Source organism: Methanothermococcus okinawensis IH1 (assembly GCF_000179575.2).
GTDB lineage: Archaea > AGJL01 > Methanococci > Methanococcales > Methanococcaceae > Methanofervidicoccus > Methanofervidicoccus okinawensis.
Map to the genome: position 1 here is coordinate 437,434 of NC_015636.1, position 24,611 is coordinate 462,044.

29 protein-coding genes are annotated in these 24,611 nt (G+C 26.6%); 14 read left to right on the forward strand and 15 right to left on the reverse strand.

The window, feature by feature from the left end:
• Positions 1–123 precede the first annotated feature (123 nt).
• From METOK_RS02150 to METOK_RS02175, 6 genes are all read left to right on the forward strand, one after another.
• On the forward strand, positions 124–549 hold the full coding sequence (locus METOK_RS02150) for a hypothetical protein (protein ID WP_013866602.1): 426 nt from the start codon (positions 124–126) through the stop codon (positions 547–549).
• A 321-nt stretch (positions 550–870) separates the two neighbouring features.
• Positions 871–2,136: a M20 family metallo-hydrolase gene (locus METOK_RS02155; RefSeq protein WP_013866603.1), complete on the forward strand. Its 1,266-nt coding sequence runs from the start codon at positions 871–873 to the stop codon at positions 2,134–2,136.
• A gap of 76 nt (positions 2,137–2,212) precedes the next feature.
• Positions 2,213–2,833, forward strand: a complete 621-nt coding sequence (locus METOK_RS02160) for an XTP/dITP diphosphatase (protein WP_013866604.1) — start codon at positions 2,213–2,215, stop codon at positions 2,831–2,833.
• Complete coding sequence (gene tsaA, locus METOK_RS02165; protein WP_013866605.1) at positions 2,799–3,164, forward strand: tRNA (N6-threonylcarbamoyladenosine(37)-N6)-methyltransferase TrmO; 366 nt, start codon at positions 2,799–2,801, stop codon at positions 3,162–3,164. Before METOK_RS02160 ends, tsaA begins: the two co-directional genes overlap by 35 nt.
• 608 nt (positions 3,165–3,772) lie before the next feature.
• Positions 3,773–4,651: a hypothetical protein gene (locus METOK_RS02170; protein WP_013866606.1), complete on the forward strand. Its 879-nt coding sequence runs from the start codon at positions 3,773–3,775 to the stop codon at positions 4,649–4,651.
• A 93-nt stretch (positions 4,652–4,744) separates the two neighbouring features.
• Entirely contained in the window at positions 4,745–5,149 is a 405-nt protein-coding gene (locus tag METOK_RS02175) for a hypothetical protein (RefSeq protein WP_052293964.1), read from the forward strand.
• 107 nt (positions 5,150–5,256) lie between these two features.
• Here the strand turns inward: METOK_RS02175 and METOK_RS02180 are convergent, their stop codons facing one another.
• Positions 5,257–5,619, reverse strand: a complete 363-nt coding sequence (locus METOK_RS02180) for a hypothetical protein (RefSeq protein ID WP_013866608.1) — start codon at positions 5,617–5,619, stop codon at positions 5,257–5,259.
• A gap of 275 nt (positions 5,620–5,894) precedes the next feature.
• Between METOK_RS02180 and METOK_RS02185 the strand changes: the two genes are divergently transcribed.
• The 5 genes from METOK_RS02185 to METOK_RS02205 all read left to right on the forward strand — a co-directional run bounded on the left by METOK_RS02185 (position 5,895) and on the right by METOK_RS02205 (position 10,774).
• Positions 5,895–6,206, forward strand: a complete 312-nt coding sequence (locus METOK_RS02185; protein WP_013866609.1) for a hypothetical protein — start codon at positions 5,895–5,897, stop codon at positions 6,204–6,206.
• A 605-nt stretch (positions 6,207–6,811) separates the two neighbouring features.
• Positions 6,812–7,216, forward strand: a complete 405-nt coding sequence (locus METOK_RS02195) for a hypothetical protein (protein WP_013866611.1) — start codon at positions 6,812–6,814, stop codon at positions 7,214–7,216.
• A 1,175-nt stretch (positions 7,217–8,391) separates the two neighbouring features.
• Positions 8,392–8,739 carry a hypothetical protein gene (locus tag METOK_RS08330; protein ID WP_157198865.1) on the forward strand — a complete coding sequence of 116 codons (348 nt, stop codon included), beginning with the start codon at positions 8,392–8,394 and terminating at the stop codon, positions 8,737–8,739.
• Positions 8,730–9,212 (forward strand): DUF4855 domain-containing protein, encoded by a 483-nt coding sequence (locus tag METOK_RS08335; RefSeq protein ID WP_052293966.1) that lies wholly within the window; start codon positions 8,730–8,732, stop codon positions 9,210–9,212. The genes METOK_RS08330 and METOK_RS08335 overlap by 10 nt, the downstream gene beginning before the upstream one ends.
• Before the next feature lie 56 nt (positions 9,213–9,268).
• Entirely contained in the window at positions 9,269–10,774 is a 1,506-nt protein-coding gene (locus METOK_RS02205; protein ID WP_013866613.1) for a hypothetical protein, read from the forward strand.
• Positions 10,775–10,821: 47 nt separating this feature from the next.
• Here the strand turns inward: METOK_RS02205 and frhD are convergent, their stop codons facing one another.
• Positions 10,822–11,313 carry a coenzyme F420-reducing hydrogenase, FrhD protein gene (gene frhD / locus METOK_RS02210; protein WP_013866614.1) on the reverse strand — a complete coding sequence of 164 codons (492 nt, stop codon included), beginning with the start codon at positions 11,311–11,313 and terminating at the stop codon, positions 10,822–10,824.
• A gap of 238 nt (positions 11,314–11,551) precedes the next feature.
• Here frhD and selB point away from each other — a divergent pair, with 238 nt between their 5' ends.
• Both selB and mvk read left to right on the forward strand, forming a co-directional pair.
• A complete protein-coding gene (gene selB, locus METOK_RS02215) occupies positions 11,552–12,958 on the forward strand; it encodes a selenocysteine-specific translation elongation factor (protein WP_013866615.1) in 1,407 nt (468 codons plus the stop codon).
• Positions 12,958–14,109 carry a mevalonate kinase gene (gene mvk, locus METOK_RS02220; RefSeq protein ID WP_013866616.1) on the forward strand — a complete coding sequence of 384 codons (1,152 nt, stop codon included), beginning with the start codon at positions 12,958–12,960 and terminating at the stop codon, positions 14,107–14,109. The genes selB and mvk overlap by 1 nt, the downstream gene beginning before the upstream one ends.
• 77 nt (positions 14,110–14,186) lie before the next feature.
• Here the strand turns inward: mvk and METOK_RS02225 are convergent, their stop codons facing one another.
• Positions 14,187–15,398, reverse strand: coding sequence for a YcaO-related McrA-glycine thioamidation protein (locus METOK_RS02225; RefSeq protein ID WP_013866617.1), 1,212 nt, complete (start codon positions 15,396–15,398; stop codon positions 14,187–14,189).
• A gap of 193 nt (positions 15,399–15,591) precedes the next feature.
• Positions 15,592–15,897: a DUF167 family protein gene (locus METOK_RS02230; RefSeq protein ID WP_013866618.1), complete on the reverse strand. Its 306-nt coding sequence runs from the start codon at positions 15,895–15,897 to the stop codon at positions 15,592–15,594.
• Between the two features lie 204 nt (positions 15,898–16,101).
• Between METOK_RS02230 and METOK_RS02235 the strand changes: the two genes are divergently transcribed.
• Entirely contained in the window at positions 16,102–16,725 is a 624-nt protein-coding gene (locus tag METOK_RS02235) for a class I SAM-dependent methyltransferase (RefSeq protein WP_013866619.1), read from the forward strand.
• A 64-nt stretch (positions 16,726–16,789) separates the two neighbouring features.
• Here METOK_RS02235 and METOK_RS02240 read toward each other — a convergent pair whose 3' ends face one another.
• The 11 genes from METOK_RS02240 to METOK_RS02290 form a co-directional block, all read right to left on the reverse strand.
• Positions 16,790–17,893, reverse strand: coding sequence for an ABC transporter permease (locus METOK_RS02240; protein WP_013866620.1), 1,104 nt, complete (start codon positions 17,891–17,893; stop codon positions 16,790–16,792).
• Between the two features lies 1 nt (position 17,894).
• Positions 17,895–18,572: an ABC transporter ATP-binding protein gene (locus tag METOK_RS02245; protein WP_013866621.1), complete on the reverse strand. Its 678-nt coding sequence runs from the start codon at positions 18,570–18,572 to the stop codon at positions 17,895–17,897.
• A 21-nt stretch (positions 18,573–18,593) separates the two neighbouring features.
• Positions 18,594–19,070 carry a hypothetical protein gene (locus METOK_RS09005; RefSeq protein WP_332247741.1) on the reverse strand — a complete coding sequence of 159 codons (477 nt, stop codon included), beginning with the start codon at positions 19,068–19,070 and terminating at the stop codon, positions 18,594–18,596.
• 122 nt (positions 19,071–19,192) lie between these two features.
• On the reverse strand, positions 19,193–20,107 hold the full coding sequence (locus METOK_RS09010; RefSeq protein WP_332247742.1) for a hypothetical protein: 915 nt from the start codon (positions 20,105–20,107) through the stop codon (positions 19,193–19,195).
• Between the two features lie 9 nt (positions 20,108–20,116).
• Positions 20,117–20,770, reverse strand: a complete 654-nt coding sequence (locus METOK_RS02255) for a YIP1 family protein (RefSeq protein WP_013866622.1) — start codon at positions 20,768–20,770, stop codon at positions 20,117–20,119.
• Positions 20,771–20,841: 71 nt separating this feature from the next.
• A complete protein-coding gene (locus tag METOK_RS02260) occupies positions 20,842–21,396 on the reverse strand; it encodes a stage II sporulation protein M (protein WP_013866623.1) in 555 nt (184 codons plus the stop codon).
• 37 nt (positions 21,397–21,433) lie between these two features.
• Positions 21,434–21,856 (reverse strand): hypothetical protein, encoded by a 423-nt coding sequence (locus METOK_RS02265; RefSeq protein ID WP_048057844.1) that lies wholly within the window; start codon positions 21,854–21,856, stop codon positions 21,434–21,436.
• 51 nt (positions 21,857–21,907) lie between these two features.
• The gene (locus METOK_RS02270) at positions 21,908–22,189 is read right to left on the reverse strand and encodes a hypothetical protein (RefSeq protein WP_232210837.1); all 282 of its coding nucleotides are present in this window, start codon (positions 22,187–22,189) and stop codon (positions 21,908–21,910) included.
• A gap of 323 nt (positions 22,190–22,512) precedes the next feature.
• The gene (locus METOK_RS02275) at positions 22,513–23,052 is read right to left on the reverse strand and encodes a stage II sporulation protein M (RefSeq protein WP_013866626.1); all 540 of its coding nucleotides are present in this window, start codon (positions 23,050–23,052) and stop codon (positions 22,513–22,515) included.
• Positions 23,053–23,509: 457 nt separating this feature from the next.
• Complete coding sequence (locus METOK_RS08630) at positions 23,510–23,650, reverse strand: hypothetical protein (protein ID WP_157198868.1); 141 nt, start codon at positions 23,648–23,650, stop codon at positions 23,510–23,512.
• A gap of 434 nt (positions 23,651–24,084) precedes the next feature.
• The gene (locus METOK_RS02290; RefSeq protein ID WP_013866629.1) at positions 24,085–24,609 is read right to left on the reverse strand and encodes a stage II sporulation protein M; all 525 of its coding nucleotides are present in this window, start codon (positions 24,607–24,609) and stop codon (positions 24,085–24,087) included.
• Positions 24,610–24,611: the final 2 nt, after the last annotated feature.

Consider the following 24,611-nt stretch of genomic DNA (forward strand, 5'->3'; position numbering starts at 1 on the left):
GTTAGTTTTAATATTATTGCATCAGCTAATAGTATATATAACAATATTCAGCAAAAACAACGAATTTTTTTGTATATATATTTTTATAACATTCTGTTTCAGTAGGTAAAAGTGAGTGAGAATATGCCAAAAAAATCACACAACAAATTAGAATTAATGGAAAATATAATAAATCTTGGAAGTTCAAATGAAGAAATCACTATTTACAATCTTACTAAAAAAATTAACCAAAAAATGAAACAGTGCAGTGCTGAAAAACATTATGTTGGAGAACAGACCATAAGCGATATAATCAAAGAACTTGAAAAAATTGGATGTTTAACTTTAAAATATAAAGAAATAACAAAAACAGGAAAGGAGAAAAAAATATATAAATTAAATAATGATTCGTTAAAAATCTTCAAAATTTACAAAAATAATTATCAAACAATACATAAAATTATTAGGATGTTAAACGAGTTAAATTTTAACAGTGATGAAGAAGACAGTGCAACAGTGGTTATCCAAATACTATTAAATTATATAAATTATAAATCTAAACCAAGATAATTATTTAACTATTTTTATATAAAAATAAGCGTATTATATATTTAACGGTAAAATTGGTTATATAATTTCTTTTTTTCATTCTTTTTATGTTTCATTGTATTTTAATATATATTTTTTTATTTCATAATATTAAAGATTTTATAATTAGTATGAGCTCCGGTCATACAGATAATGATTAGGTTTTTAATATTTAAGGAACGATATATTTATTGCATTTAATTTCTTATAATATATATGGTAATAAATACTCCATTATAAAAAATTTAATATTTTTATGATTTTTTAATTTATTAATATATTATTCACATACAAGGGGATATTATGAAGAATACCAATTTAATGGATGAAACTATAAAAATAGCATCAGATTTAATCAGAGTAAATTCAGTCAATCCAGCATTTGGTGGAGTTGGGGAAAAAGAAAAGGCAGATTATGTATTAAATAAATTAAATGAATATATAAAGGAATATAATGTAAAAAATTATTCAGTAAAACATTATACTATAAAAGATGACAAAGGTATAATCCGACCAAATATTGTGGCAAAATTTGATTTTGGAAAGGATAGAACACTCCACATAATTTCTCATCTTGATACTGTTCCAGAGGGAGATATTAATTTATGGGATACAAATCCATACGAACCTGTGATTAAAAACGGCAATATATATGGAAGAGGTAGTGAGGATAACCATAAGGGCATAGTTTCATCTTTACTATTGTTAAAGATGATTTTTGATAATAAGGATAAATTTTGTCCTAAATATAATTTAAGCTTAATATTTGTATCTGATGAGGAAAGTGGAAGTAATTATGGTATTCAGCACATATTAAAATATGAAAAAGAGATTTTTAACAAAAATGACTTAATAATAGTGCCAGATTTTGGAACTCCTGATGGAAACTATATAGAAATAGCAGAAAAAAATATACTATGGATTAAATTTAAAATTAAAGGAAAACAATGTCATGGAAGTGCTCCAAACCACGGTATTAATGCGGATATTTTGGCATTTAATTTTGCAAATAACCTTTATAATATACTGTATAACAAATACACTAAGAGAGATAATTTATTTTCTCCGCCTTACTCAACCTTTGAACCTACTATGATTTTTAACAATGTTGAAAATGTAAATACTATTCCAGGCTATGTAGAATTATGCTTTGATTGCAGAATATTGCCTGATTACAATGTTGAGGAAATTTTAAAAGATATAAATGAATTTATTATTCTCTTTAAAGATAATATTAATAAATATTTGAAATACTACGACAGAGGGGAAGAAAAACATATAACAATCGAATATGAAATTCTTCAAAAGGAGCTCTCACAAAAAACACCTGAAAATTCTGAAATAATTGTCGAGCTCGGAAATGCTATAAAAAAGGTATTGAACAAAGAACCGATATTATGCGGTATGGGTGGAGGCACAGTTGGAGCATTTTTAAGGGCAAAAAATTATGATACGGTTGTTTGGGGAATTGGTGAAGAAACGGCACATCAACCGAACGAACATATAAAACTAAATGATTTAATAAATATGGCTAAGATATACTACGAAATTTTAAAAGAGAATAAATAAAGAAAAAAATAATAATTAAAAATAAAATTAAAAAATAACTAAAATAATAAAAATAAAGGCGGTATTTGGTGATTTAATGAAAATTTACTTTGCAACGGGGAATCCGAATAAAATTAAAGAGGCCAATATTATTTTAAAGGATTTAAAAAATATATCTGTTGAACATTTAAAATGCCCTTATCCTGAAATACAGGGAACATTGGAGGAAGTTTCAGAATTTGGGGCGAAATATGTTTATGAAAAAATAAAAAAACCCATAATTGTTGAAGATAGTGGATTTTTTATAGGAGCTCTCAATGGATTTCCAGGAACATACTCAAAGTATGTTCAGGAGACTTTGGGAAACGAAGGTATTTTAAAACTTTTAGAGGATATAGAAGGCGAAAATAGAAAGGCATATTTTAAAACAGTAATAGGATACTGTGATGAAAATGGCGTAAAATTATTTAAAGGAGTTATAGAAGGAAAAGTAGCCCATGAAATAAGAAGTAAAGGATATGGCTTTGCATACGACAGTATTTTTATTCCAGATGGTGAAGATAGAACTTTTGCAGAGATGAAAACAGAAGAAAAAAGTGAAATTTCCCACAGAAAAAGAGCTTTTGAAGAATTTAAGAAGTTTTTATATAATAAAATAATTAAGACTAATGATAGAGGATATTATGGAATTCAAAATACATCCAATAGGATACATTAAACAGTTAGATGATAAAACAGTTCTAAATATTTTTGAAGAGTATAAAGAAGGATTGGATGGATTAAAAGAAGGATTAAAAATAGTATTAATTTTATGGTTTGATAAAAGCGACACTCCACAAAAAAGGAAAACATTAAAAGTCCATCCCTTAGGTAATCCACATAATCCTATTAGGGGTGTATTCTCCACTCGCTCTCCAATTAGACCAAATCCAATAGCTTTATATGAAGCCAAAATTTCAAAAATAGATGAGAACAATATATTTATTGAAAAAATAGATGCCTATGAGGGAACTCCAATAATCGATATTAAAATAGCATATAATCAATAAAACTAATTAAAACATTATAAAATAGACTATTATTAAATATTACTATTGATATATATTTTATTACATATTATTTTGCAACCATGATATAATAATTGGATGTATTAGCGTGGGTCATAATAATTCGTTTCCATTAACTTTTTAATTTTCATATATATAGAAACGATTAAATTTTTTAATATTTGGTGTTGATATTTAAAGAAAATGCAAAATGACCCACCCTAATTGGATGTATTTTAATATCGGTTATTCCATTTTATGTTTATATATACTACCAAAGTTTCTGGTTTATCTTTTAATTTAAAATATTTATTTTTTGAATATCTTAAAAATTTTAGGTTAATAGTTAAATATTTAAATTTAATTTAAATAATTTTCTATTTAATTTAAATCGATATATATATAATAGTTTATGTATAATACATAACCATAAAAAAATGAAAAATTAATAAGGACATTGAGAAAATTTAAAGCACACTTAAAAACATTAATTAAAATAAGGTCGGCGATAATGAACATTTTAAGGGGATGTTCGGAGCCGACCTTGGCGATTATGAACCTAAATGGTTCTAGCCTATACTCCCTTAAAAACCAAAGGAGGCGAATAAATTATGAACCTAAATATATTTAAAGGTTTCGCTGCTGTGGCTATGCTATGCTTAATTGGTAGTGTGTTAGCTACACCAGTGACTATATCAGGAGATAATATTGGAAGTCATAAGGATATTAGCGTTCAGAAGGCAGCTAATAATGTAAAAATATTAGATAACAAAATTGAGATTATCAATAATTTTGAAAATAATGGAAAAATAGAATATATAATTTCAAAAGATTACTCTACAATGACCATAAAGGAATTAAATGTAAATGGAAATAATATATATACTCTAAAAACTGTAAAACTGAAAGACGGCTACCATGTTAGCATATATAAAAATGGGGTATTAATACATACAAAAATAACAAAAAATAACCCAATAGAATATATAACCTACCAGAAATTATTGGGTGGAAATAAATATATGCCCAATATAAGGACAGGCATTACTCCGAGATGTAATATTATTTTAGAGTTACCAGAACCTGTGGTTAATATTGGGGCAGAAGATTACTTGAAAGTAGATACAAACGCGAGATACAATTCAAATGATCCGCTCGTGTTTATTAAATACTATGTTATACTTCCACCAGGTGTAAAATATATTGAAGATGGTAATCCTACTGCGGTATATAAACTATCAAGCGGACAATCCATTAATCTTCCTATGGGTACTGGTGTGCATGAACATATTTTGGGACCTTGCACGATACTCTATTGGTCAGATTTAGATATATTAGGTGATGGATTATCCGATACAAAGCATTTAATTATAAAATATATTAGCACTGGAAATAAAGAGATTAAAGGTAAAATAGGACTACAACCAGTTGGAATTCCATGGAACTATATGTGGAATTCAGATGTGATACATGTTAAAGTTATTAATTAATAAGAAATAGATGTTTAGGTATTAAAATCGAATTTTATATCTCTTATTTTTTAAATAATTTTTCTAAGAATGATGTTTTTATTGGGTGATTATGTGGTAAGAAATATAAATATAGAACATACATTGGCTGCTTTACCTTATTTATTTTACATACCAATTCCAGTTTTGGTTCCATTAATATTTGCAATCATTTTCAGAAAAAATAAATTTATCTTATTTCATTCTGTTCAAGCATTATTTATACATATAATTATAGGGGCATTTATATCATTGACACTTTCATTTTTTATGAATTATTGTAATAACCTTGCTATATTATCAGTAAAATATGAATATGGGGATTTTTATGGCATACTTACTATAATTATAGGGTTGTTATATCTCTTAGTGATTATAACCCCTATTTTATTGGGAGTGTATTATTCGTCTGGTGGAAAATGCTTTAAATTTCCAATTATTGGTAATATCTCTGAAAAAGTATGCAATTATATAACTTAAATTCAATATTCTTGATAAATGTGATACTTACAGTTTATACAACAAAGTGAGATAATATTAGGTTAATAAATTTCTATTAATTAAATTTGTTATGTCGAGAACTATAATTATTTAGGATTTATAATGCTTAAATCATTATCTACATATATTGATATCAATCTACCAAAATATATTATTAAAGGTAAATACATATCGTACGAATGATATTTATTCAGTATAATTTCAAAAATCATTAAGAGTATCCCTATAAATAGCCAAAAAATATCAATTTTTAAGAACTTTTGTATTACTAAATTATCTTTATTTGTTAAATACAATCCAATTATACAGCAAGTTGATATCGAAATAGTAGTTAATGAATAGCATACATAGTTATATGCCTTATTTGGAAAAATTGCAAAACCCATATATAAAAACACTACAATAATAATCCAAAGAAATATTCCAAATAACAAACCATTACGATTCATATTTTCACCTATAAAAAAATAAAAGAAAGAATTTTAATTCTCTTAATACTGTTATTATAGTTCTCGACATAACAAATTTAATTAATAGAAATTTATTAACCTAATATTGTCTCATTTTATTGTATAGAAACTATAAGTATCACATAGGTTTTATTGTATGTGAATTAATAATTAACAAAGTTCTGTCTTTGACTATAATTTTCAATATTACTTAGTTTATCGGAGCTCCGATAATTCTTAAATAAATTCTTAAATAAATTCAATAAGGGTAGATTATGAACTTTAAATCTTTCACAATAAATTACATAAAAGAACCATTTTTATTTCCACTTAAAGACATTAAAAAATTATTTATCGGAGCCCTTATACTAACAATATGTTATCTATTTCAAATATTTATGATGCTAACTGCATATTGTATATTTCAAATATACTGTGCAACTCCACAGGAAATAATCGATTTTTTATCGATATTACCATTTTCTATTTTAATATATGGGTATATAGGTTTAATTATAACAGATGATAATGGAGACTCCTTACCAAAATGGAGTGATTTAAAATCAATTATTTATAGCAGGGGTTAAAATAAACTTAGTTATACTAATTTTTATGGCAATATTTGGTGTTATAAATTATGGTTTATATATGATTTTAGAGAAAATTATAAAATATACGACATTTAATGTGATATCTAACCTTTTACCATTTTATGTTATATCCTACTACCCGTTTATAATAATTCATGAAATTACATGGGCTTTTTCAAGTGTAATAGATGGTTTATTTTATCCAATACTTTGTATATTTTATCCAATATCCTATAATACGCCATATTATATAGTACTGTCTATATTTTACTGGATATTCTTAATTATATCCCCTATAATAATTTTTAAAGTTATAAACGATAATAATAGTTTTAGTATTAATATAAAAAATCATATTTCAGTCGAGTATTTTGCAATCATGGTATTAGTAGGTGGATGTATTTTAATATCACTTATTCCATCATACATTTATGGATATATTAGTATAATGCCCTCTAACCTATTTGATTTAAAATATTTATTTTTCGAATATATTAAAGATTTCTATGTTTTTTATTTTTTAATTGTTATTGGAAGAATTTTTAGGAATTATTTTAAAAATATAACTTATAATTAGTTTTAAATGGAATGTTGGTGAAACTATGAATCCAAATGAGAATGAACAGGAAAATAAAATAAGATTAAAAAACAAATCAGTAGGAGCCATAGTTGGATTCTTTATTTGGTTAATTTTATATATTATTATAGGTTTTTCTGTATCTTCAATCTCCAACCATGCATTTAATTATTTACTTTATGTTATCTCAGTAATATCCTGCTCTACATTTGTTTTAATTGGAATTTATCTGTTTAATAAAGAAAATCCTATCGTAAAAGAATTGTTAAAAATTGATATTGGCTTTTTATTGGTTGGAATTATATGTGCAGTTATTGAGATTACCTTACATCAATCTTATAACTATGATAGAAATCTGCCATTAATTATTTATGTCGTTAGATTAATAACTATCTATATGACAATAGATAAAATAATAGAGATGAAATAATGATAAAAAAATGTCTTTTAATTTTATTATTATTGAGTTCTTTTATATTAATCTCCTCTACAAATGCATTAAATATTAAAACTCAACAAACTTCGGCATTATATTTAATTTATAACAACAATATCTATCTATACAATTATTGCCTCTATGTTAATACTGGAATAAAAGACTGTTTAAGGAGGACACAATATATGATTCTTGATTATAAGCCTTAAATAGGGGTGGTTTAATTGGATTCTTTAATAATATTTTTCTTTTATATTTGGGCTTATTAATTGTATCAATAATATTTTGGAATATTAAAAGAGATAAGTCATTTTTAATTTTATCCATATTATGTTTTATAGCATTAATCCTACAATTTGTAAATCAATCTGTAAATTTAGAGTTATTATTTTATATATTTAACTTGTTTTTACTTTTAGGAATAATTTTAACTACAATATATATTTTGAGAAAAAATAAATTTTTGTTATTTTTGGCAATATTTGGATTAGTAGTTCCATTCTTACAATTCGAGATTCCAAACTGGTTATTTAATATCTTATCACTACCTTTATTTATTTATGTTAAATTATTTGTTTCTAAAAATATGAGTGGAAGTGATTATTATAGCCCTTTTATAATTATTCCGCTATCCATGTATGGGTGGGTATTAATTGGTTTAATAATACGGGCTATTTATAAGAATTATTTAAAAAAAATCTAGGGAAATTAATGAGTTCAAAATTTTATATTGGAATTTTTTTCATAGTTAAATGATTATTGAGAGGTATTTCTGTAATTTATTATTTGGTATTTATAGACCTCTATTGAATAGCCCTTATATATTCTACTCATATTTTTAAATTAATTTTACATATTTAAATATAATCAAAAATACTATTAAATAAATAATAAAAATTAAATTTATTTTAAATAATTTTCTATTTAATTTAAATAGATATATATATAATAGTTTATGTATAATACATAACTATAAAAAAATGAAAAATTAATAAGGACATTAAGAAAATTTAAAGCACACTTAAAAACATTAATTAAAATAAGGTCGGCGATAATGAACATTTTAAGGGGATGTTCGGAGCCGACCTTGGCGATTATGAACCTAAATGGTTCTAGCCTATACTCTCTTAAAAACCAAAGGAGGCGAATAATTTATGGGAAGTTATGCATTGTGGTACTTTGAATATAATATGAACCAATATGAAAAAAGATTCAATGGAGAGGTAAGTGATTTATTAAATAGAAATTTTAACTATGCAATTGCTTTGGAAGTTAGTGAAGGGAAATCTCTTCCACAAAGTGGTTATTCATATGATAATGGGTATAATGATGGTAAAGAACTGGGAATATGGTTAGACCCACATTTAAGAGGAATAGATTACTTTGTTGCAATTCCCTATTATGAAGAAGGTGGTAACAACGCTGGAGAAAAAAGAGGATTGGAGTATTGGAAAGGGTATGTAGATGGTATATATAACAATACTAGTGGCTACCAAATTGGATTTTATTGGAATTAGAATCATGTGGGCAAGTAAATTGGGGATATATAACTGATTCTGAATTAAATGAGTTGTCGAATTATATACGAAATGAACGATATCAACAAGTTATATGGATTCCTTCATTAGGGGGGAGAACTACTCAACAACTCGAAGATTCTGGAGTAAAAAATACTATGAGATATTTTAATTATGTATTTTGTCAGCCAAATTACTATCAAAAAGATACCATGATGGATGGTTCGGAATACACATATGAAAAATTTGTTGAGATTTTAAATTGGGTACATAACGCATCACAAAATTCATATATTGAATTGGAAGCTGATAGCAAAGTTCTTAGCGATTCTAATAAAGTATTAAGAGATTGTAAATATGTTGATGCACAGAAAGATTCTAAAGTTGGTGATATTTGGCCACAGAGAGCATATTATTTTGATATAGAAAAGGAAGTTATTGATAGAGTTAGATATACTTGTCCAGAATGGTAACACATTCTAACTTATCTATATTTTAATTTTATATATTAATTTTTTAAGGTGATAAAATGATAAAAAAATATTTTATAATATTTTTAAGTTTTTTTATATTAATATCCTCTGCAAATGCATCAAATATTAAAACCCAATCAACCTCGGCATTATATTTAATTTATAACAATGATATCTATCTATACAATGGAACTCTGTATAATATAACTCCAAAATATATAGTTATTACCTGGATGAATAAAACCTATACAAATGATGAGATTAATAAACATTTTGGACATTATTATAAGCCTTATAGGGATATTTTTATCTTAGGAAATAAAAGTTATGTTGTATATAATGCTTGGGATGGCTATCATATTGGTAAATTAGATATTAAGAATAGAACTTTATATTTAGATGGGAGAGTCCTTGGAGATTATCATAAATTAAAAAGTAACAATAAGGAAGTTTTGGCATGTTTTGATAATAAGGAAGGAATGGGGGCAGAACCAATATTAATTGAATTAAAGTATAATACATCATCTAATAATATTATATGGGTTAGATATTGTTATCATGGATTTTATTATGAATTAAGTTCAAAGTTAGAAAAATACTTATTTAACCATGTTAATCACTCTAAAAATTACTACTCTTATAGATATCATTATTCAGAAAATTACTGCTTTGATTACAATTCAAAAGATAAATATTGGCTTATTTACACCAAAGGAATTTTTTCAGTAGCGTATATGCAAAATGATGACCGTTTAAAGTATGTGTATAATAATATCTCATGTTTTGTAAAATACAACAGCAGCAGTTTTTATGATTTTAAGATGTTTAATGGTTCATTATCCCAAATAGTTTATAACAAATATGGAAATAATTTCATTGGCGTAGGTAATGATAAATTATACATTTTGGATGATAACCTAAATACAATAAAGACCATTAACACAAATAAATGCATATATAAAGCATTTCCTAAGGTTTTTCCAATAGATAAAGACAATGTTTATTTGGTATATCCAAAAAATATAGTCGTAGATACTTATAAAATAGAAAAAGTTAAGGTTAAAACGAATTTTAGTAAGGAAGAAATAAAAGAATATAAACAGAATAATAGAACACCTCCACGCTATTTTACAGAATATAAAGAAATAAAAGTTGGAACAAAAACAGTAGATATTGAAGGTTTAGAAAGATTAAATAATTTGGCAAACATAGACTATAATTACTCATATAAAATTAAAAATTACAGTTTAGGTATTGAAAAAATAAACTTAAAAAATAACAACATTGTTGAAATAAATACTGATAATTTAAATCCAGTAGATGTAAAACATAATAATGGAAAAACATTTCTTTTAATTGGAAATGACTCATCCTTGTATATATTTAACAATGGAAAATATAAAAAAATTGGTAATTTAAATAAATTTAATAATAACATCCAAAATTCTAATGATAATACAATCAAAAAAACTGAAAATAATAAAATAAATTATTATTTATATGGTGTTGTAATTATATTCATATTTATAATTCTTGGGTATGTTATATGGAAGAAAAAATAAATTATCAAAAGAAAACAAATTTTTTAAATTATAATAATTATATAATATTATTTTTTAACTTCATTTAACTCATCCAATATCATTTTAACTGCATCATCGAGGGAATTTTTAACTTCATCAGTTAATCCTATTTCAATGTTAGGTTCAGAAACATATTTAGCTTGACATCCAATTATTACAACATCTATACCTTTTTTACTGGCATCTATCAAATAAGGTGCAAGTGGAAGGTCATGGGCATCAAAATTATATTTTTCAATGTTTGGGAGCTCCTCCACACCAAATTTTTTCAATGTTCCAGGTGGTAATCCAAAGTCAATAATATCAACAATTATTATTTTTTTAACTTTGCATTCTTCATCCATTATTGACATTAAATAGAATGAACCACCAGTTCCAGCATCAATTATTCCAACATTTTCTGGGAGCTCCGATTTTTCCAATCGTGTAATTACCTCATATCCAAATCCATCATCTGCAAATAATAGATTACCACATCCCATAATTAATATTTCCTTTTTCAATGAATCAGGTATCAATTTATCACCAAGTATAATTATAACATTATTATAAAATATAAAAAGATTATATTATTTTTAAAGTATTATATGATATATTATCCTTAAATCATTATAGCATTATATCTATATAGCATTTTAATTATAAAATATAATCATTATCATTTATCATTATTTCACCATTAATATAAATAATAAAATATATAATAAATATAAATGTATAGATATAAATATGTATGTATCTAAATAGGGGATAATTATGGTTAAAAATATAAATTTGGGCATATTTGGACATATAGACCATGGAAAAACATCATTGGCGAGAATTTTAACAGAAATAGCTTCCACATCCTCACTTGACAAACTTCCAGAATCTAAAAAAAGAGGTATTACAATAGATATTGGCTTTTCATCATTTAATATAGAGAATTATTTAATTACCCTTGTAGATGCACCAGGGCATGCAGATTTAATAAAAGCCGTAGTTAGTGCAGCGGATATTATAGATTTGGCTCTTTTAGTTGTGGATGCAAGGGAGGGACCAAAAACACAGACAGGAGAGCATCTTCTTATACTTGATTATTTTAATATACCAACAATTGTGGTTATAACAAAAATAGATATGGCATCTGATGAGGATATAAAAAGAACAGAAACATTTGTAAATGCTATCCTAAATTCAACAGAAAACCTAAAAGGTAGCAAAATATTAAGAATTTCTGCAAAAGAAAATATAGGAATAGATAATTTAAAAAACACTATAAAAGAAACCCTAGATAATATGAAAATTATTAGGAATATAGATGATTATTTTAAAATGCCCATAGACCACGCCTTTCCAATAAAAGGAATAGGAACAGTGATTACAGGAACAATATTAAAGGGAAAGGTAAAAGTCGGAGATGAATTAAAGATTTTACCATTGAATATGGAGGCTATAAAAGTTAAAAGTATTCAAAGATTTAAAAAGGATGTAAATGAAGCAGTTGCAGGAGATAGGATTGGAATGGCACTTAGCGGTGTTGATGCAAAACAGATATTCAGAGGATGTGTTTTAACCTCAAATGACAGCAATTTAAAAATTGTCAATAATATTGTGGCAAAAATAAAAATATCGGATATATTTAAATACAGTATAAAACCAAAAATGAAGGTTCATTTGAATGTTGGAATGTTAATTGTTCCTGCAATTGCAATTCCATTTAAAAAAATAGAGATTAATGGAAAAACTGAAAATATTATTTTAAAAGAGGTTGCAAAAGGGGATGAATGCTACTGTGCATTTGAACTGGATGAAAATGTAGTTGCAGAAGTAGGGGACAGCATACTTATAACACGGTTGGATTTACCACCTACAACACTTAGAATATGTGGTAAAGGTGAAATAGTCGAGTTTATAAGTGCAAAAGACTTAAATATTAAAAAAGAAGTTGTAAAAACTGGAACCATAAAACTAAATAAAAATAGGGTATTTATTGAAGGATTGGCAAATTCAAAATTATCCGCTGAAAAACTTATTGGAGAAGAAGTATTTATTCCAGAAAAAAACATAAAAGGTAAAATAAAAGGCACTTTTGGAACTAAGGGATATTTAACTGCTGAATTTGATGGGAATGTAAATAACAAAGATACCGTTGTATTGAAGAGGCTTAGAAGGTGGGGATAATGGGTGTCAATAACATTAAGATTGAAAAAAATAATAAATCCAGTAATAAATCTAATTATAAAAATGAAAATAAATATGATAATGAATATGATAATAAAAATAGTAATATTGATAGATACAGTAATAATATTAATAACATTATCGGAGCTCCTTCAAAAGTTATATTATTTGGAGAACATGCAGTAGTTGATGGGTATGGAGCAATTTCAATGGCAGTTGATTTAAAAACTATGGGAGAGATTGTGAGCTCTGAAAATGAAAACAATAATAAAAATAAAATAATAATTGATTTGAAAGATTTGAATAAAAATATTAAATTAAATATTAAAGACCTTCCAAATATAAATATAAAGGATTACGAAAATGATTTGAAGTATGTAATATGTTCTTTAAAAAATGTTGCAAACTATTTAATTAAAAAAAATTTACTTAATATTCACGATTTTGATGACTATGATATGAATATTAATAACAACAAAAAAATAAAACCTTTTAAATTGATTATTTCTTCAAATATTCCTGTAAGCTGTGGCTTAGGTTCATCGGCTTCTGTAATAATTACCACAATTAAGTCATTTTTACATGCAAACAATATAAAATTATCCGACGATGAAATAGCTAAAATAGCATATTCCGTTGAAAAGGAGGTTCAGGGTAAAGCCAGCATAACCGATACTGCAACCATCACATATAACACTATATTAAAAATTAAAAACAACACATTTGAGTTAATGAAAAATTCCAATCTACATAATTTACTTAAAAAATGTAATTTCTTAATAGTTCATGTTGAAGAACGAAAGAAAAAAACAGCCGAGCTCGTAAATGAGGTAGCAAATCATCCATATAAAAATGAAATATTTAAATCCATAGGTGAAATTGTGGATAAGGCAGAGTCTATAAACAGCATGCAGGAGCTCGGAAAATTAATGGTAAAAAATCATGAATTGTTAAAACAGTTAGGTGTATCTACTGAAAAGATGGATAAGGTTGTAAATATCGGGAAAAAATATGGATATGGTGCAAAACTCTCAGGTGCTGGAGGCGGTGGAGTTGTGGTAATCTTAGTGAATAATAATAAAAAAGAGGAATTACTTGAACATTTAAAAGAAATAGGTGTTATTGACATATTTGAATGCAAAATGAGTTAATTTAATATTATTATTTTCTTTTGATATTTTTATATTTCATCTTTTAATTTTATCTATTTTATTTTTATTTATTATAATTATCTTTTTATTTCTTTATTTTCATTATTTTTTATCTTTTTAATTCTATCTCTTATCCACGGAGATATTCTATCCCTGTCCATACAATAAACTTCCATTTTTGGAATTATAACTCTAACTACATCTACATCAGTTTTTTTTAAATTCACAACAATCAACCTATCAAATCCTGCATCAATAAGTTTTTCTTTAATTGTATTTAAGTCTTTTTTTAGGTTAAATTTGGCATTATTTTCCATATCCTCTATATCTACTTCATCCCTATATTCAAACCATTTTTTATGTATTCTTTTCATCCTACCATAATCTATTTTCCTTACAATATCCCCTCTTATTGTATCTTTCCTTTTATTCTGTATTTGCGTTGCCCTACTCTGAACAACCTCTGTTAATGCCCTAATTACTGCAATTTCTGGATGGATATGGCAGCCTACTCCAATACATAAAAGAGCAGGGTCTTTTAAAACATCCTCATCGGATATGGCAGCCACTGTTGGAATACCAACTTCACTTGTTAAATCCTTCAATACTACATTTATATTTGCATTTTCAAATTTTTCTATGAGCTCATGTATTATGGGATTTTTTGCCCCCTCCACATTTATTTTTCTATATGTGTTTTTAGAAATTTCAGAAACACTCCACGAATCCCTTTCTATAACTTCAAAAGAGGCGTGAAAAATAGCTTCCTCCGTTGAGTTTCCAGAGGCTATGCCGTTGGTATTGCTTCTAAATAAAGTTCCAGAATATGGGTGGAATATAGCATCTGCTGGAACTTCAACAATTTCATTATTTATTATATCAGTCCCTTTAATCCAATCAATACTATTTAAATTATTATTTATTTTATTCAAATTTTTAAATGCTTCAATAGATAGGATGAGCTCCTTTAAATCCACAGGATTATCGGGTTTTTTTATAATTTTTTCCTTATCCTCTTTGCTTAGTTCTGCGGAATATCTTTCAATAGATTCCATTGCAGAAGATACTTTTGCCTGAATATCCGTTGCTCCTTTTCCAGGATGGATTTTTATATCTCCATTTTTGGTTAATCTTGTTGCAGAATAAACGGGAATACCAATTCTGTCCAAATTATCAATTCTCTCCATATTAACAATATTTATCTTATCCAATATAGGTTCTATTTTTTTCCATGTTTTCTTTGGTGAGCATATTCTATATGTTTCTAAGGCGTAATCAATAGAGTCCATAATATCACATAAATATATTATATTGTATTATATTGTATTATATTAATATGTCATTATATTATTATATTATATTGAATATTTTAAACATTATTTCATTATTTTATTTTCAATTTTTATACTGCCATCATAATTTTCATATATAGCTTTATAAATCATTAAATTAAACCATTTCTTATTTTATTAATTATCTTAATTATTTTAACTGTTTAGTGATTATATTTATTATTTCTTCCCTATTACCTCCAATTACAAGAACTGTTTTTTGCGAAGAGGTTAATCCAGAAACTATTTCCACATCTTTTTTAAATATCTTCTTTAAAAATTTTATAATTTCTTTGTTTGCCTTTCCCTCTATCGGCTGTGCTTTTATTTTTATAATAATCCTTTTTCTCCATTCATTAATACCACCAATTTCATTTTTTTTAGCGTTTGGTGATATATCTATATCAATTAAAACGCCTTTTTTATCATTGGATTCCCTAATAATTTCCTCTATCATATTATCACCACCGTTATAAATATTTAGTATGTTATGATTTAAAAATATATGTTAGTAATAAATTAACTTAAATAGAAATAAAAAATATAAAATAATAAGTAAAAAAATACTAAGAATACTTAAAAGAAAATAATAAAATAATAACTTAAAAAAAATCTAAAAAACTAATGTAAAATATTTTAAAAAAAGGTAAAATGGGAAAAAATGAAAAAAACTTATAAAAATAATGATAAAACTCCATTTGATAGATATGCAAAGGAATATGATAAATGGTATGATGAAAATGAACAAATATATAAAGCTGAGCTCGATGCCATTAAAAAATTTATTCCAAAATCAGATGAAAAAAAGAAGGGTTTAGAAATTGGAGTGGGAACTGGAAGGTTTGCAAAACCACTTGGTATCGAGTATGGTTTAGAGCCATCAAAATCCATGGCAGAGATTGCAAAAAAGCGAGGAATAAATGTATATGAAGGGATTGCTGAGGATATTCCCTTCGATGACGAATCCTATGATTATGTGCTGATGACTACAACATTATGCTTTTTAAATGACCCTATTAAAGGACTTAAAGAGATAAAAAGGATTTTAAAACCAAATGGGGTATTAATTATAGGTATGATTGATAAAAACAGTCCATTGGGAAAATTTTATGAATCTAAAAAAGAAAAAAGTAAATTCTATAAATATGCAAAGTTTTATTCTTTGGATGAAGTTTTAAACTGGTTAAAAGAGTTAAATTATAAAAATATAATATATAATTCTGTTAAAATAAGTGAAATGGATAATAAAGGAAGTTTTGTCGTTATATATGCAGAAAAACTATAAATGGATAAAACTGCAAAAAATAATAAAATAAAAAATAAAATAATAATTAAAAAATTAATAATAATTATTCATTTTTAAGTGCTTTTATAGGGTCTAATTTGGATGCTTTATATGCAGGATAAAGCGATGCGATTAATGATGTCCCAACGCCAAACAATATCCCAATTAATAAATAAATCATACAATACCATGTTAATGAAGATTTTAATAAAAACACCACGACCAAATATCCAATAGCCACACTTATCAGAGCTCCGATTAAACTTCCAATGATTCCAAGTATAAGTGCCTCATAAAGGAACATAATCATTATATCGCTCTTAGAAGCTCCAATACTTTTCATAACTCCAATCTCTTTTGTCCTTTCAATTGTGCTCATCAACATTACATTACCAATGCCTATCCCAGCAACCAATAAGGATATGCCCCCTATTCCCATTAAAAATAAGGATAATTTATCCATGGCATCATTTATAGATTTAAGAAGTGTGTCCATTGATAATACTATTACTTTCTTTTCTTTTTTATTCATAATACTTTCAGTTTTATTTTTAATATCGTTTATATCATCTTTATTTTTAACATACAATACAACCATTGAATAATTATTCCCATAAAATCTTTTGTAGGTTTTTTGAGATAAAATTATGGAATTTTGAGAGATTATAAAATATGAACTATTGTATATGCCTCTTATTCTAAATGAAACATTATTTATTGTTATCATACTGTCTTTATTAACATTATTAAGATTTGAAAAGACACTATCTACATAAACCGTTGTATCAGAGAGTTCATTATTAATTCCTAAATTTAAATATTTTATATCACCTTTGCCTATGCCATAAATTGAAGTATAAGTTTTTTTATTTTTTCCTTTGATATATACAATATCGCTTCTTGTGCATATTGGAATTACTTTGCAGTTTAGCCTTTTTAATTTATCAACATCCCTTTTTGTAAAATGCAAATAACCTTCCCCAGCATTAGGAAATACCACAACAAAATTTGCCACGCCTTCAAAATTCTTGGATATGCCTTGTTTTAATCCGCCACCCAATATGCCCAATGAGGATATAGCCATAACTCCAATAATTATACCTAAAAGTGCTAAAATACTCCTCAATGTATGTCTTTTTAAATTCCTCTTAGCCATTTCAAAATACATATTATTCCTCAACTAATTCTCCATCCCTAATATTTATTATCCTATCGGCAACCTTTCCAACATTTATATCGTGGGTAACCATAACAACCGTTTTTCCAGATTTGTTTAATTTTTTTAGGAGCTCCATAATTTTAGCACCAGTCTTTGAATCCAATGACCCTGTTGGTTCATCGCATAATAAAATAGGTGGGTCATTTGCAAGAGCTCGTGCTATTGCCACCCTCTGTTGCTGACCCCCACTTAATTGATTGGGTTTGTGATTTGCAAATTTTTCATCCAATTCAGCCATTTTTAAACATTCCAATGCTCTTTTTCGTTTTTCTTCCGAGCTCATATTACTTCGATATTTAAATATTAGGGGGAGCTCTACATTTTCTAATGCACTCAACAATGGAATAAGATTAAACTGTTGAAATACAAATCCAATTTTCATTCTCCTAATTTCCGTTAATTGGTTATCGTTTAAATCACTTGCTTTTACACTATCTATATATACCTCTCCATTATCTGGTCTATCCAAACAACCAATAATATTTAAAAGTGTAGATTTCCCACTTCCACTTGGTCCCATAATTGAGACAAATTCTCCCTCTTCTATTCTTAGATTTACATTATTTAGTGCGTATATTACTTCTTCCCCCATTTTGTAGGATTTTACAACATTTTTTAATATAATCATAATTCCCCTTTATTATTATTTTTATTCCTTTTTTCTTATAAATCCCCTATAAATTAAATAAATCACTCCAATACAAAATAAAAGACCTATTCCAATAACTGCATAATTAATTCCCTCTTTTTTTCCATTATAATCATTATACGATACTACCTGACCATTATCTATTTTTATCTCCTTGTTTATTGTTATTAAATTGTTGTTTTCATCCCTGTATGTAATTACAATTGGAATTTCACTTACATTTCCATTTATCACACAGTGCAATTCAAAACTTCCATAATCATCTGCATTTAATGTTCCTACAAAATAATTTTCGTATGGTCTTTTTGGGATAATATTCTTTGTTCTTTTAATGCTAACCAATACACTTTTTGCCTTGGTAGTTCCTATATTGGATAAATCCCCAGTAATTGTTTTTTCGGTTATTCCCTCTATATTTATTCCAGTTAAAACTAAATCAGCCCTTCCTATAACATTTACAGAGATATTTTTATCCACTTCATTTCCATCAAAAATTATTTTTATGGGGATTTCTTTAACTCCTATCTCATTTACCTTTATTTTAAATGAAACATTTTTGGTTTTTCCATAAGGTATAAAGATAGTTTTTTGATTATTTCCTAAATAATATTTTTCAATAGATATAATAAAATTAGCATCCTTGTAATTGTTTTTAGGGATAATGTGAAATTATTCACCTCTCCAACGGGATAAGTGTAGTTAATTACATTTAAATCAACGGCATTATCTGGAATTACTTTAAATACTAAATTTCCTTTCTCTTCAACAATTTTTTGATTTTTGTAGTTGTATGTGATTGTATTGGAATGCCCCTGTTCTGTTTCTGTTTTATCCATTAGTTGTAAATTATCATATGGATTATTATATGTTAGTTCATAGGGTAGTTTTAAAATACCATCTCCACTTGCATAAATTTTAATCTCCATCAATTTTGTTTGGTGTGGTTTTAAGCCGTCTATATAACCCTCCGATAATGAAAAAATATTACTATTATCGTTGTTAAATTGCATCTTTATGTTTTTTGCTACCCCTGTTCCCTCATTTGTTATTTTTAAATAGATGGTATTTTCGCCTTCTTTTATTGTTGGTGGATTTTCAATTGTAAGTATTGGTTTTCCCCTAATTGGAATAGTAAATATTCTATTTTCTGAATGTTGTTTATTATCCTCTGTATAGTTGCAATATGCCACAATTTTATAGTCCTTTGACGGAGTATTATCTTTAATTTTTATTATAAAATGACCTACTCCTTTTTCAGATGGAAATAATTGCCCCTCATAATCCTTTCCTTTAATTATTTGTATGTAATTCTTACTTTCCCCATAAGGATATATGCCTATTACGGTGTTGTTTATCTCCTTTTCTGGTGTGATTACCACCCATAAATCATAGGTCTTTGATGGTTCCAAATATTGATTTTTATAGTCAATGCTTGTAAATTCCACTGCATCTATTGTGTTTAAAATTAAAAATAAAGATAAGATAGATAAAAAAATAAAAAAGGATTTTTTCATTATTTCACCTTATAAGAACTTGACTACACTGTATAATTGATAAGCCCCAAATAATACTGTTGGAATTAGTGCAACTATAAATGCCTTTTTTAATTCCAAATTCCTTGCATATTTTATCCCATAAGTCCATAAACCTAAATTCCATAATGTAACGGCAATACCTATTAAAAGGTTTGTATATACCATGGTTTTTGGAATTATCGAAGACATGACATGTTTTACTATTATTGGATTTTGAAGTTGCCCCATTGTTAATGGTTGAATATGAACATTTGAAAGAAAATAGTATCCAATTGGTATTGTTATACATAAAGCCAATAAATTTGGTAATAGTCCATAGCCTGTGAATTCAAAAGTTCTTTTAAAAGAACCCTCTCCTTTAAATGCTATTGAAATTATATGCATTATTCCAGCTATTAATAGCCATGCTATAAATCCACCTACAAAAGCAGATACTGCGGCAATTATAGTAGATATAGCCATCATATTTTGCATATCTGCTGGAAATATCTTAAACATTATCGATGTTGTGTAATATGTATATATGGCTGTTAATGCCGAAAATATAAGGACTATAAGGAATGGTGTTTTAAGAGATATTTCTTTATTGGATAGATTTTTGAAGAAGTTATTTGGATTTAGGATGAGCTCCGATAGGTTCATGTTCTCCCCTCTTTATTTTTTTTAATATAGTTATTTAAGAAAATATTATTGTATGTTTTTATATTTAAATCTTATGTCAATAGATAATTTGCTATCTCTGGAGTTATATAAACCTCTACGAAAGCGGCTATAATTATTAATATTATTGAAATTAGAGCTAATTTTAAGAATTTTCTTATATCTTCTTCTGTTATTGGCTTTTCTTTCTTATCTCTTAAATATTGAACTATCTCGTATGGGATTTTAAAACCTGCAGCTCCAACAATAATAAATCCTGAAAATTCAAAAATTGCATGAGGTATAACATAAGCAACAATATCAATTATTTTTACATTTGAAAGTAATATTGGAATTGACAATCCATTAAAGAATAATGTATAAAATGTTAATAATCCAAAGGTTAGAGAACCTAACAAAAGTTTTAAACACACTTCTAAGTTATTTGTTAATATCAAAATAAATTCATCCAAATTTGATATTTTTTGATGTTTTAAAAGATGATTATTATTTCCCAAATTTGAGTTGGTTGGTTGTTGATTGAGACATATTCCACATAATATACCAAATATTAAACATGATAGTGACATAAGTGTACAAAATTTGTTTTTAGTGATTATCAATACCATATTATACCTCAACAAAAATTACTATTTGATACTATCCCTACATATAAAATACATATAAAATAATTGCTACAACCGTTAATAAACTAGTAATAAAAATTATCCCTAAATTTTTTTTAAATTGAATCCTACTCGGAATTTCTCCATTTGAACTATTTTCTCCAACCTTAGATAAGGTATTACATAACATCATAACCATTGAATTCATCATTAAAATCAGTGCGGATATACTTATTATCCCATTTGCTCCAATTGGGTCATTTTCAGAAATCATCCAACTAAGAATCCCCAATGCTATACACATCATTATAGTTATGCTCGAAAACATAAATATGCGACTTATAATAAAATGAAATGGCATGTTAATCCATTTTTTTTGCATATAATAAAATACGCATAACACGATACCAACAGCAATAAATGTTATTATTACTGTTGTATTAGGGTAATTCATTAAATCCATTATATCACCATTATACAAAATAAAAAAATAAAAAACTATTAAAATGGGTGATTAGCTCATTAAAACCACTGCACTTACCGAACTTGATACGCCAGCAGCAAATACTATTGCACCAATGCCTGATACAATAGAAGGGGCAGTAAATATCGATATTGTTGTCCCTGCAAGAGCCATATATTGTAATTTTCCCATAAGTCTGTCATACTCGTTTTTGGTTATTTTTCCCTCATCATACAATTTTTGAGTATATGCTCCAATTTTTTCGCCTGATATTGTACTAGTTCCAGATACTGCAGTAGATGTAGCAAACACAGCTCCTACCATACACAGCATAGCAATAGCAGCGAAACCTTTAAGTAGGTTTAATTTCATAATGTATTCACCTCCTTTATGGTGGTTAAGTTTATTAGTCTTTAGCTCCGAACCTACAAAGGTTCATCATCGCCAGGGTCGGCTCCGAATAGTTCCCACCTATTCATCATCGCCGACTTTTCATTTTTCTTTAATATTTTTAAACAATTATTTAATAATGTTTTTAATATCACAATTAATTTTTACTTTTTTCGTAATTATTGTATATGCAAAACTACTATATATATATATTATGATTTGAATTAAATAGAAAATTATTTAAATTAAACTTAACTGTTATTAACCTATGTTAATAGATAATTAGCAATTTTTGGAGTTATATAAAGCTCTATAAAAGCAGCTATAACTATTAATATTATTGAAATTAGAGCTAATTTTAAGAATTCTTTTATATCATCTTCTGTTATTGGCTTTTCTTTCTTATCTAAGAGATAAAGAGTTATTCCATAAGGTATTTTAAAACCTGCTACTGCCGATATAAGCATTGCTGGAATTTCGAAGATGCCATGTGGAAGGATTAAAGCAGTTATTAATTTTAACGGTTCATTAGTTTGGAAAGTGGAACCAATTAATATGCCAACATTAAAACCATTAAATATTAAATTTATAAAAGTAGAAAAACCAAAGGTTATTGCTCCTGCTAACATTAGAAAAATAACTTTTAAGTTGTTTAATAGGATTGTAGGAAAGTTGAATTTTATATTTAACTTTTGATTTATTTCCTCCCCATTGTAGTTTTTTGAGAAGTCGTTTATAAAAATAAAGCCCGATATGAAACCTATTGAGAAGATTAAGATTGTTAATATTGGAGCTGGTAGTTTCATGGTTTCACAGTTATTATGTTCATTTTGGAGTTATAGTTTTATAAAATCAAAATTAAGTTAGTTATAATAATGTTTAATAATAAACATCATACTAATAGTATAAATTGAAACCGCAGAGATTAAAAACATGGGTGTTATTAAGAGTTTGATATTTATTGGATATTTTATCAAAATAATACCAAGAGCAATACTAAATATTAAAATCACAAAATTCATCCATAATATACAATCAAAATATGTTTTTTTGCCTACATGAGGAATAATATAGAGGCTAAATATCCGTTTTTTTATAATTTTTATATTTTTTTCTTTTGGTTGTTCATATGCATTTATAAAGTTTCTAAAAGCCCCTAAAATTATAAAAAATATTGCGAATAACAAAATATAATCCATTAAACTTAGCATAATAACACCCTATATCATAAAATTAAAAAATATAAAAATTAGGTTAACGTGTTTAAGCTAAGACAGCAAGTGTTGCTCCAGCAAGTGCAGGCCCAGAAACTCCAACTGCTGCAATAGTTCCAATGGCATATAGATAAGTAGCATCCCCTAAAGCTGCAGCACCTGCTCCATAAACTCCCCCAATTAGTCCCATGTATTCGCCAAACTTATTAACAGAAGTATTTCCTGTAGCATCGCCATAAATGTATGCTGCAGCTCCAATATCTCCTGTGCTTATTGGTTCAGCAAACACAGCTCCTACCATACAGAGCATAGCTACAGCAGCGAAACCTTTAAGTAAGTTTAGCTTCATAATATATTCACCTCCTTTATGGTGGTTAAGTTCATTAGTCTTCGGCTCCTAACCTACAAAGGTTCATCACAGCCAAAAGGTTGGCTCCGAACATTCCCCCAAATGTTCATCATCGCCGACCTTTTTATTTTCCATTAAATTATTTAATGAGTATTTTAATATTGTAATTAATTTCCATTTTTTTCATAATTATTGTATATGCAAAACCCTATATATACATATTATGATTTGAATTAAATAGAAAATTATTTAAATTAAACTTAACTGTTATTAACCTATGTTAATAGATAATTAGCAATTTTTGGAGTTATATAAACCTCTACGAAAGCGGCTATAATTATTAATATTATTGAAATTAGAGCTAATTTTAAGAATCCTTTTATATCTTCCTCTGTTATTGGCTTTTCTTTCTTATCTCTTAGATACTGAATTACTTCATACGGTATTTTAAAACCTGCTACTGCTGATATAAGCATTGCTGGAATTTCGAAGATGCCATGTGGAAGTACTGTTATAACCACAAAAAACCAATTTTTTATTAAAGCTAATGCCTTGTATTGAATTGCTAGTGCAAATCCATTATATAATAAATTACACATTATAGGAACTAAAAAAATACCACCTATTAAATTATAAAATACTATTTTAATGTTATTAAACAAAATTCCAGAAAATGAATATGTTGGTAAAACATCGCATGAGTTTATGGAGGTACTTTTGAATGTGTCAAGCGGTATGAATGAGCCATAAATAAACCCTATTATAAATAATACAATAGGTAATGTTTTATATATTTTCATAG

What these genes read in the sequence shown, in the direction of transcription:
- METOK_RS02150 (WP_013866602.1), top strand. Translation starts at nt 124, where the DNA reads ATGCCAAAAAAATCACACAACAAATTAGAATTAATGGAAAATATAATA.
- METOK_RS02155 (WP_013866603.1), top strand. Translation starts at nt 871, where the DNA reads ATGAAGAATACCAATTTAATGGATGAAACTATAAAAATAGCATCAGAT.
- METOK_RS02160 (WP_013866604.1), top strand. Translation starts at nt 2,213, where the DNA reads ATGAAAATTTACTTTGCAACGGGGAATCCGAATAAAATTAAAGAGGCC.
- tsaA (WP_013866605.1), top strand. Translation starts at nt 2,799, where the DNA reads ATGGAATTCAAAATACATCCAATAGGATACATTAAACAGTTAGATGAT.
- METOK_RS02170 (WP_013866606.1), top strand. Translation starts at nt 3,773, where the DNA reads ATGAACCTAAATATATTTAAAGGTTTCGCTGCTGTGGCTATGCTATGC.
- METOK_RS02180 (WP_013866608.1), bottom strand. Translation starts at nt 5,619, where the DNA reads ATGAATCGTAATGGTTTGTTATTTGGAATATTTCTTTGGATTATTATT.
- METOK_RS02185 (WP_013866609.1), top strand. Translation starts at nt 5,895, where the DNA reads ATGAACTTTAAATCTTTCACAATAAATTACATAAAAGAACCATTTTTA.
- METOK_RS02195 (WP_013866611.1), top strand. Translation starts at nt 6,812, where the DNA reads ATGAATCCAAATGAGAATGAACAGGAAAATAAAATAAGATTAAAAAAC.
- METOK_RS02205 (WP_013866613.1), top strand. Translation starts at nt 9,269, where the DNA reads ATGATAAAAAAATATTTTATAATATTTTTAAGTTTTTTTATATTAATA.
- selB (WP_013866615.1), top strand. Translation starts at nt 11,552, where the DNA reads ATGGTTAAAAATATAAATTTGGGCATATTTGGACATATAGACCATGGA.
- mvk (WP_013866616.1), top strand. Translation starts at nt 12,958, where the DNA reads ATGGGTGTCAATAACATTAAGATTGAAAAAAATAATAAATCCAGTAAT.
- METOK_RS02225 (WP_013866617.1), bottom strand. Translation starts at nt 15,398, where the DNA reads ATGGACTCTATTGATTACGCCTTAGAAACATATAGAATATGCTCACCA.
- METOK_RS02230 (WP_013866618.1), bottom strand. Translation starts at nt 15,897, where the DNA reads ATGATAGAGGAAATTATTAGGGAATCCAATGATAAAAAAGGCGTTTTA.
- METOK_RS02235 (WP_013866619.1), top strand. Translation starts at nt 16,102, where the DNA reads ATGAAAAAAACTTATAAAAATAATGATAAAACTCCATTTGATAGATAT.
- METOK_RS02240 (WP_013866620.1), bottom strand. Translation starts at nt 17,893, where the DNA reads ATGTATTTTGAAATGGCTAAGAGGAATTTAAAAAGACATACATTGAGG.
- METOK_RS02245 (WP_013866621.1), bottom strand. Translation starts at nt 18,572, where the DNA reads ATGATTATATTAAAAAATGTTGTAAAATCCTACAAAATGGGGGAAGAA.
- METOK_RS09010 (WP_332247742.1), bottom strand. Translation starts at nt 20,107, where the DNA reads ATGAAAAAATCCTTTTTTATTTTTTTATCTATCTTATCTTTATTTTTA.
- METOK_RS02255 (WP_013866622.1), bottom strand. Translation starts at nt 20,770, where the DNA reads ATGAACCTATCGGAGCTCATCCTAAATCCAAATAACTTCTTCAAAAAT.
- METOK_RS02260 (WP_013866623.1), bottom strand. Translation starts at nt 21,396, where the DNA reads ATGGTATTGATAATCACTAAAAACAAATTTTGTACACTTATGTCACTA.
- METOK_RS02265 (WP_048057844.1), bottom strand. Translation starts at nt 21,856, where the DNA reads ATGGATTTAATGAATTACCCTAATACAACAGTAATAATAACATTTATT.
- METOK_RS02270 (WP_232210837.1), bottom strand. Translation starts at nt 22,189, where the DNA reads ATGCTGTGTATGGTAGGAGCTGTGTTTGCTACATCTACTGCAGTATCT.
- METOK_RS02275 (WP_013866626.1), bottom strand. Translation starts at nt 23,052, where the DNA reads ATGAAACTACCAGCTCCAATATTAACAATCTTAATCTTCTCAATAGGT.
- METOK_RS08630 (WP_157198868.1), bottom strand. Translation starts at nt 23,650, where the DNA reads ATGGGACTAATTGGGGGAGTTTATGGAGCAGGTGCTGCAGCTTTAGGG.
- METOK_RS02290 (WP_013866629.1), bottom strand. Translation starts at nt 24,609, where the DNA reads ATGAAAATATATAAAACATTACCTATTGTATTATTTATAATAGGGTTT.